We start from the raw sequence: 7,843 nt of genomic DNA on the forward strand, positions 1-7,843 counted from the left end.
CATTATAGAATAGAGATTCACCATGTCCGACTGGAAAGACACGCTCAATCTGCCCAAGACGGGTTTCCCGATGAAGGCCAACCTGCAGGTCACCGAACCGCAGATGCTGGCCGACTGGGACGCCATCGGCCTGTACCGCAAGCTGCGCGACAAGCGCAGGGGCGCGCCGGTCTTCATCCTGCACGACGGCCCGCCCTACGCCAACGGCAACATTCATCTGGGCACGACGCTCAACAAGACGCTCAAGGACATCGTTGTCCGGTCGCGATCGATGATGGGCTACGACGCGCCGTACGTCCCGGGCTGGGACTGTCACGGCCTGCCCATCGAGTTGAAAGTCGTCCGCGAGCTGGGCAAGCGGAAGGCGGAGATGAGCGTGGCCGATCTGCGCCGCGCGTGCCGGGAGTATGCGACCCGCTTCGTCGACATCCAGCGCGCGCAGTTCAAACGCCTCGGCGTGCTCGGCGACTGGGACGATCCGTACTTGACGATGGACTTCCGCTACCAGGCGGCGATCGTGAGGGCGCTCGGGCGGTTTGTCGAGCGGGGCATGGTGTACAAGGGCAAGAAGCCTGTGCACTGGTGCATCCACTGCCGCACAGCGCTGGCCGAAGCCGAGGTGGAGTACGAGAATCACACGTCGCCGTCGATCTACGTCGAGTTCCCGCTGATGGACGAGTCGCGGGCCGAGCTGGGCTCGCGCGTGCCGGAACTGAAGGGCCACGCCGTATCCGCGCTCATCTGGACGACCACGCCGTGGACGATTCCATCCAACCTCGCGCTGGCGTTCCACCCCGAAGCGATGTACGCCGCGTATCCGTTCGAAGGCCGCGTGGTCGTCGTCGCCGAAGCGTTGGCCGACCAGTTGTCGACCGAGCTTGGGCGGCCGTTTGCCGAGGCGATCGCGCGCATGCCCGGCACGGCGTTCGAGCACCTGAAATTCCGGCATCCGCTGTACGAACGAGGATCGCTCGGCGTGCTCGCCGACTACGTCACGCTCGACACCGGCACGGGAGTCGTGCACACGGCACCGGGCCATGGCGCAGACGACTTTCACACCGGGGTACGGTACGGCTTGGAGATCTACGCGCCCGTCGGAGACGACGGGCGCTTCCTGGCCGAGGTGGACCGCTTCGCCGGGCTTACCGTATTCGAGGCCAACCCTCAGGTTGAGGATGCGCTGGCTGACGCGGGACGCCTCTGGAAGAAGGCCCGGGTCGATCACTCGTACCCGCATTGCTGGCGTTGCCACCATCCCGTGATCTTCCTGGCGACGTCGCAGTGGTTCATCGGCATGGACGATACGGGTCTGCGCGCCAGGGCCATCGCCGAAGTCGACGCGGTCCAGTGGTTCCCCGCGTGGGGCAGCGATCGGATGAAGGGCATGTTTGCGGGAAGGCCCGACTGGTGCATCTCCCGCCAGCGGTCCTGGGGCGTGCCGATCCCCGCGCTCACGTGCACGCAATGCGGCATCGCGATACTGACACCGGAACTGATCGAGCGTGCGGCAACGGTGTTCGAACACGACGGGGCGGAGGCCTGGTACGAACATCCGACAGCCGAGTTCGTGCCGCCTGGATTCGAGTGCCCCTCGTGTCACGCGACCGCCTTCGAGCGCGAGCAGGACATCCTCGACGTGTGGTTCGACTCGGGGTCCAGCCACGAGGCGGTGCTCGCCGTTCATCCGGAACTTCGCTGGCCCGCCGATTTGTACCTCGAGGGAAACGATCAGTACCGCGGCTGGTTCCAGAGTTCGCTCCTGGTCGGCCTTGGCACGCGCGATCACGCCCCGTACCGGCAGGTGCTGATTCATGGCATGGTGGTGACCGACGAAGGCAAGAAGATGTCGAAGTCGCTCGGCAACGACATCCCGCCAGAGACGGTGATCAAGCAGAGCGGGGCTGAAATTCTGCGGCTCTGGGTGGCCAGCGTGGACTTCCGCGAAGAGGTCCGCTTCGGTCCGGAGATCCTGGCGCGCGTGGTCGAGGCGTACCGCAAGCTGCGCAACACGTTGCGCATCCTCGCGGCCAATCTTGCCGATTTCAATCCGGCGACCGACCGGGTGGCGCCGGCCGACCTCGACGAGGTGGATCGTTTTGCGATGGCGCGCTTCGGTGAGGTGGCCGCCGAGATTCGCGCCGCGTACGAAACTTACGATTTCCCGGCGATCTTCCAGGCGCTCAACGCGTTCATCTCGGTGGATTTGAGCGCCTTTTACGTGGACGTCTCCAAGGATCGCGTCTATACGCTGGCGGCCCACGCGCGCCCGCGCCGATCGGCCCAGACCGCGATGTTCGCGATCGCCGACGGACTGGCGCGACTCGTCGCGCCGGTGCTGCCCGTGCTGGCAGAGGAATACTGGAAGCATTTGCCGGGCGAGCGCGAAGAGTCGGTGCATCTGGCGGAGTTTCCCAAGGCCGCCGATCTCGTCACCGACGAGGCGCTGGTCGTCAGATGGTCGCGCCTGCTGAAAGTGCGGGCCGCGGTCAACGCCGAACTGGAGAAACTCAGGCAGTCAAAGGGCATCGGCCAGTCGCTCGAAGCCGCGGTTCATCTGCGCGGCGTCGGACCGATTCACGAGCTGCTGACCAGCCACTGGGAGCACCTCCCGACGCTCTTCATCACGTCGCAGGTCGATGACCAGACCACCGCGCCCGTCCCGGGCTGCGCGCCGTCCGAGGGCTCCGTCTACGTCGAGAGTGAAGGCAGCTCGCTGCACATCTTCGTGTCGCGCGCAGCGGGTACGAAGTGCGATCGCTGCTGGCGGTACGTGCCGGCCGTCTCGAGTGCCCCGGGCCGTGAAGGCGTGTGCCCGAGGTGCGAGGACGCTCTGGGGGCGTCTGCCCGGTGAACTCAGCTGTCGATCCGGTCTGCTGCGGCGACATCTTCCGGCGTCACAGGCTCGAGGTTTCTGTAGCGGCCGGAATTGTCGTCGTCGACCAGATCACCAAGGCGCTTGTGCGCGCGCACGTTCCGATCTTCGACTCCGTGCCGATCGTCTCCGGAATCCTGAACCTCACGCACGTCCGCAATTCGGGAGCGGCGTTCGGGATTCTGAATGGCGTGGATTTTCCGTACAAGGCGGCCATCCTCGCGCTGGTGGCCACCGCGGCGCTCATCGGGATCGCCGTCTACGCGGCCCACGGGTCCGGCGACGGCCGGGTGGCGCGGTTCGGCCTGGTGATGATTCTGGCGGGCGCCATCGGCAATCTGATCGACCGGCTGGCCCTCGGAAGCGTGGTCGATTTCGTGGACGTGGTCTTCGGCTCCTGGCACTTCTGGGCGTTCAACGTGGCCGATTCGGCGATCACGCTTGGCGTCATTGCAATGATCATCGATATGATGAGGACGGGCAGGCATGTATCCACGACTTCTTGAACTCGGACCACTGACCGTCTACAGCTACGGCGTGCTGCTGGCTGCGGCGTATCTGCTCGCGTTATACGTCACCGTGAGGCGAGCGCGGAGCGCCGGCCTCGACGGCGACCGCGTGCTGGATCTCGGGATCTACATCATCATCTCGGCCCTGGTCGGCGCGAAGGCGCTGCTGCTCATCGTTGATTTCGACTATTTCCGGCGGCAACCCGCTGAATTGTGGACACTCGCGCGATCGGGTGGCGTCTTCTATGGCGGGCTGGTGCTGGCGTTTCTGGTGGGCCTCTGGTACATGCGGCGCCACCGCCTGCCCGTGTGGGCCACGGCCGACGCCATCGCGCCGGGCATCGCGCTCGGGCACGTGGTCGGCCGGATGGGGTGCCTGCTCGCGGGCTGCTGCTATGGGACGCCGACCTCGCTGCCCTGGGGCATCACATTCAGCGATCCGTTTGCGGCGGCCAACGTCGGGACACCGCTCCATGTGGCGCTGCACCCGACGCAACTGTACGACGCGGCCGCGGAATTCGTGATCCTGATCCTCCTGCTGGCGACGGAACGGCGCGGGCGGAAGTTCAGCGGCCGGACGTTCTGGTTCTATATCCTGCTGTACGCCGTCTCGCGGTTTGCGATCGAGTTCGTCCGCGGTGATCCACGGGGGTCGACGTTCGGGTGGTCGACCTCTCAGGTGATCTCGATGGGACTCGCGCCGCTGGCGATCATCATGCTGATGATTCTGATGCGCCGCAGGCAGAGCGAGCCCGTTCCGGCGAAGGCCCCGGCGGCTGGTGCGTCGCGGAAGCGCGGCCGCTGAAGCCGACTATGCAGCATTTTGAACTCACCGTGGACGCCGAGCAGGCTGGCCAGCGCCTGGACCAGTTTGTCGTCGCGCTGGTGCCCGGGCAGTCGCGTTCCCAGATACAGCGCCTCATCAAGGAAGGCCAGATCCGCCTCGGCGACAAGCCCGCCCGCCCGAATCATCAGGTGCGAGCCGGAGAGGTGGTGATCGTTGACGTCCCTGAGCCATCGCCCGCCATCCCTGTGGCGGAGGCGTTGCCGATCGACGTGCTGTTCGAGGATCACGACGTCATCGTCGTGAACAAGCCGGCCGGCATGGTGGTCCATCCGGCGCCAGGCCATGCGGCCGGCACACTGGTCAACGCCCTCCTGCACCACGTGGACGATTTGAGTGGCGTGGGCGGAGAGCTTCGTCCGGGCATCGTGCATCGCCTCGACAAGGGCACGTCGGGAGTGATGGTGGTTGCCAAGCACGACGCCGCCCACCAGGAACTGTCGCGGCAGTTCCAGGACCGTGAAGTCGAAAAGGAATACGTGGCGCTGGTCTGGGGCGAGGTGCAGCAGGGCCGGCGCATCGAGGCCGACATCGGCCGCGACCCGAACGATCGCAAGAAGATGTCGGCGAGGGCGAAACGCGCCCGGTCGGCGGTGACGCGGGTGACGAAGGCCCGGTTCATGCGCGGCGTGACGTACCTGCATGTCGCCATCGCGACGGGGCGGACGCACCAGATTCGCGTCCACTTGAGTGCCATCGGACACCCGATTGTGGCCGATTCGGTCTACGGCGGCGTGCGGCGCCATGTTCCCGGTCATCTGCGGCCGGTGTTGCGGCTCGATCGGCCGTTCCTGCACGCGATGCGACTGGCCTTCACGCACCCGTCCGACCCGGGGAGACGGATGGAATTCATTGCGCCGCTTCCCCAGGATCTGCAGGATGTGCTGGACGACATCGTCGAGCGCTTCGAGGCGAGAGTTGAGACATAGGAGACAGGGGACAGAAGCGCGGCGTCCGTAGTCAGTAGACGGTAGAGATGCGTAGGGGCACGGCATGCCGTGCCCGAACGAGATTTCGAATCCCGAACCCCGATAAGGCACACGTCTCATGAACGAACCACAAGGAACGCGCCTGTCACAAACGACCGCGTTCGAGGGGCGTGTCTTCACCGTGACCGCCGATCGCGTCACGCTTCCCAACGGCCGCACGGTCACCCTGGAGATCGTGCGCCATCCGGGATCGGTCGTCCTGCTGCCGCTGGTCGATAGCACCCACATCGTCCTGATCCGACAGTACCGCTACGCGCTCGATCGGTGGATCTGGGAACTGCCCGCGGGTGGCGTTGAGCCCGGCGAGGATCCCGCCGCCGCAGCCGCCCGCGAGTGCGAAGAAGAAATCGGACTGGTGCCCGCGACTGTCGAGTTCGCCGGTTCGTGGTATCCGACGCCGGGCATTTGCACCGAACAGATGAGCTTCTACCGCCTCACCGGGCTTCATGCCCCGAGTCCGGACGGACCCGCCGCAGAGAAGGACGAGGACGAGGACATTCGCGCGCAGACCTTTTCGCTGGACGAGGCGCGCGAATTGGTCCGCCGGGGTGACGTGGTTGATTTGAAGACCGCGTGGGGATTGACGTTGGCCTGAACGCGCAGCCCGCAATACCGAACGATCGTTCGCGGCCCCGCGCTTGGGCGATGCGCTGCTGCCGCTCGAATGGGCGTATGATAATGAGTTGATCCTCCCATTTCAAAGCGAAGTGGAGAGTGCCCCAGTCCGCTTCCCGCCAGAAGGTCGGACTTCAGGAAAGGTCTTGTGTTCATGCCTCATCAGAAAGATGCCAGTGCAACCGTTTCCGAGATAACGCCGAACTCCAGAAAGACCCCGGGCCCAACGCCGCAACATCCCAAAGGCACGCAGGCGCGCATTCTTCTGTCTTCCGTGTTCGGGCCATACGCCCAGGACGATGAGTTCGGGAGCCGAGCGATCAATCCGATGGAGCTCTACCACAACCAGGTCACGCGTGAGCAGGGCCCGTTCTCTCTTCGCCTGTTCCACCGTTCCTGGGGCATCATCTTCATCCAGCACAACATCTCGGCGCCATGCGCCGTGCTCGACTTCCCCACCCGCGAACGGTTCGTCGAGGAGCTGAAGGCCCACGAGTACGACATCGTCGGCCTGTCGGGCATTATCGTGAATGTCGGCAAGATCCGCGAGATGTGCCGGCTCGTCCGCGAACATTCCCCGAAATCGACGATCGTCGTGGGCGGCCACGTCACCGCCATCCCCGGCATCCAGCACATGATTGATGCCGACCATATCGTCAAGGGCGAGGGCGTGTCGTGGTTCCGGTCCTTCCTCGGCGAGGATCCGACCGCCCCGGTGAACCATCCCGTGATTCCATCGTCCTTCGGATTCAGCATCATGGGCCTCCGGGGACCACAGGGGGGCGGAAGCCCGGCGGCGACAATTATTCCGTCGGTTGGCTGCCCGATGGGCTGCAACTTCTGCACGACGTCGGCGTTCTTTGGCGGCAAGGGCAAGGTGACGAACTTCTTCGAGAAGGGCTCGGAGATCTTCCATGCGATGTGCGACGCCGAATCACGCCTGGGCGTCAAGTCGTTCTTCGTCATGGACGAGAACTTCCTGCTCTACAAAGAGCGCGCCATGGAACTGCTCGAACAGATGAAAGAGAAGGGCAAGGCCTGGTCGCTCTACGTGTTCTCGTCGGCGAACGCGATCTCCAAGTACAAGATGCGGGAACTGGTTGAACTCGGGGTCGCCTGGATCTGGATGGGCCTCGAGGCGCAGCAGAGCGGATACAGCAAGCTTCAGGGCGCCGACACCATCAAGTTGACCAAGGAGCTTCAAGCGCATGGCATCGGCGTGCTCGGATCGACGATTGTCGGCCTTGAACACCATACGCCCGAGAACATCCAGGCCGAGATTGAGCATGCCGTCGCGCACGACACCGACTTCCATCAGTTCATGCTCTACACCCCGGTGCCCGGGACGCCGCTGTACGAGGAAATGGCCAGCCAGGGACGGTTGATCGATGTGAATCTGGCCGACATCCACGGGCAGGATCGCTTCAATTTCGAGCATGCCGCCATGCCGCGCGAGAGCTCGAAGCGATGGCTCGACTGGGCCTTCCGGCGCGACTACGAGAAAAACGGCCCGAGCGTGTACCGTCTGGCCAAGACGATGATGGAGGGCTGGAAGCGCTATCACGACGATCCCGATCCGCGCGTGCGGCAGCGATACAAGCGCAGCGGGCGGGACCTGCGGCAATCGTACGGCGCCGCGCTGTATGCGATGGAGAAGTACCTGCGGGGAACCAACATCGAAGTGAGCCAGAAGATCCGCGCCCTTCGCAGGGACATGGAAGGGCAACTGGGCGGGTTGACGCGCTGGATCGACCGCGTGGCGGGCCCGGTGCTGTTGTGGACGTCGCGGCGCGACGCGCGCAAGTACCCGCGCGGGAAGCAGATCGAGCCGATGACGTTTCTCGAGCGCCGGAACTGGCCGGAGCCAGCCTAGCCTGAAGTTCCATTGGTGAGTGCGCCTGATCTCCTGTCCGGTGAAGCAGATACGTGCTGCGCCGGGGATGCGATTCTGTCTACACGCCGTTACGCAATCGCTTTGAGCAGGTCGAGTGCACGCCGTTGGGCCTCGGTCGCG

At 64.7% G+C, this 7,843-nt stretch carries 6 protein-coding genes; all 6 read left to right on the forward strand.

Annotated elements, in window-relative coordinates; translation table 11 throughout:
* Positions 1-22: 22 nt before the first annotated feature.
* The 6 genes from ileS (at position 23) to NTV05_18660 (ending at position 7,702) form a co-directional block, all read left to right on the forward strand.
* Complete coding sequence (gene ileS / locus NTV05_18635; GenBank protein MCX6546412.1) at positions 23-2,851, forward strand: isoleucine--tRNA ligase; 2,829 nt, start codon at positions 23-25, stop codon at positions 2,849-2,851.
* Positions 2,848-3,378, forward strand: a complete 531-nt coding sequence (lspA, locus tag NTV05_18640) for a signal peptidase II (GenBank protein MCX6546413.1) — start codon at positions 2,848-2,850, stop codon at positions 3,376-3,378. Before ileS ends, lspA begins: the two co-directional genes overlap by 4 nt.
* Positions 3,359-4,186 (forward strand): prolipoprotein diacylglyceryl transferase, encoded by an 828-nt coding sequence (gene lgt / locus NTV05_18645; protein MCX6546414.1) that lies wholly within the window; start codon positions 3,359-3,361, stop codon positions 4,184-4,186. Before lspA ends, lgt begins: the two co-directional genes overlap by 20 nt.
* Before the next feature lie 8 nt (positions 4,187-4,194).
* On the forward strand, positions 4,195-5,154 hold the full coding sequence (locus NTV05_18650; protein ID MCX6546415.1) for an RluA family pseudouridine synthase: 960 nt from the start codon (positions 4,195-4,197) through the stop codon (positions 5,152-5,154).
* Positions 5,155-5,272: 118 nt separating this feature from the next.
* Entirely contained in the window at positions 5,273-5,809 is a 537-nt protein-coding gene (locus tag NTV05_18655) for an NUDIX hydrolase (protein ID MCX6546416.1), read from the forward strand.
* 348 nt (positions 5,810-6,157) lie between these two features.
* Positions 6,158-7,702, forward strand: coding sequence for a B12-binding domain-containing radical SAM protein (locus NTV05_18660; GenBank protein MCX6546417.1), 1,545 nt, complete (start codon positions 6,158-6,160; stop codon positions 7,700-7,702).
* The last annotated feature ends 141 nt before the right edge of the window (positions 7,703-7,843 follow it).

This window comes from Acidobacteriota bacterium (assembly GCA_026393755.1).
Taxonomy (GTDB): Bacteria; Acidobacteriota; Vicinamibacteria; order Vicinamibacterales; family JAKQTR01; genus JBAXOX01.

Excerpts from the sequence above, each read along its gene's own strand:
- ileS (MCX6546412.1), top strand. The coding sequence starts at position 23 with ATGTCCGACTGGAAAGACACGCTCAATCTGCCCAAGACGGGTTTCCCG.
- lgt (MCX6546414.1), top strand. The coding sequence starts at position 3,359 with ATGTATCCACGACTTCTTGAACTCGGACCACTGACCGTCTACAGCTAC.
- NTV05_18660 (MCX6546417.1), top strand. The coding sequence starts at position 6,158 with ATGGAGCTCTACCACAACCAGGTCACGCGTGAGCAGGGCCCGTTCTCT.
- NTV05_18655 (MCX6546416.1), top strand. The coding sequence starts at position 5,273 with ATGAACGAACCACAAGGAACGCGCCTGTCACAAACGACCGCGTTCGAG.
- NTV05_18650 (MCX6546415.1), top strand. The coding sequence starts at position 4,195 with ATGCAGCATTTTGAACTCACCGTGGACGCCGAGCAGGCTGGCCAGCGC.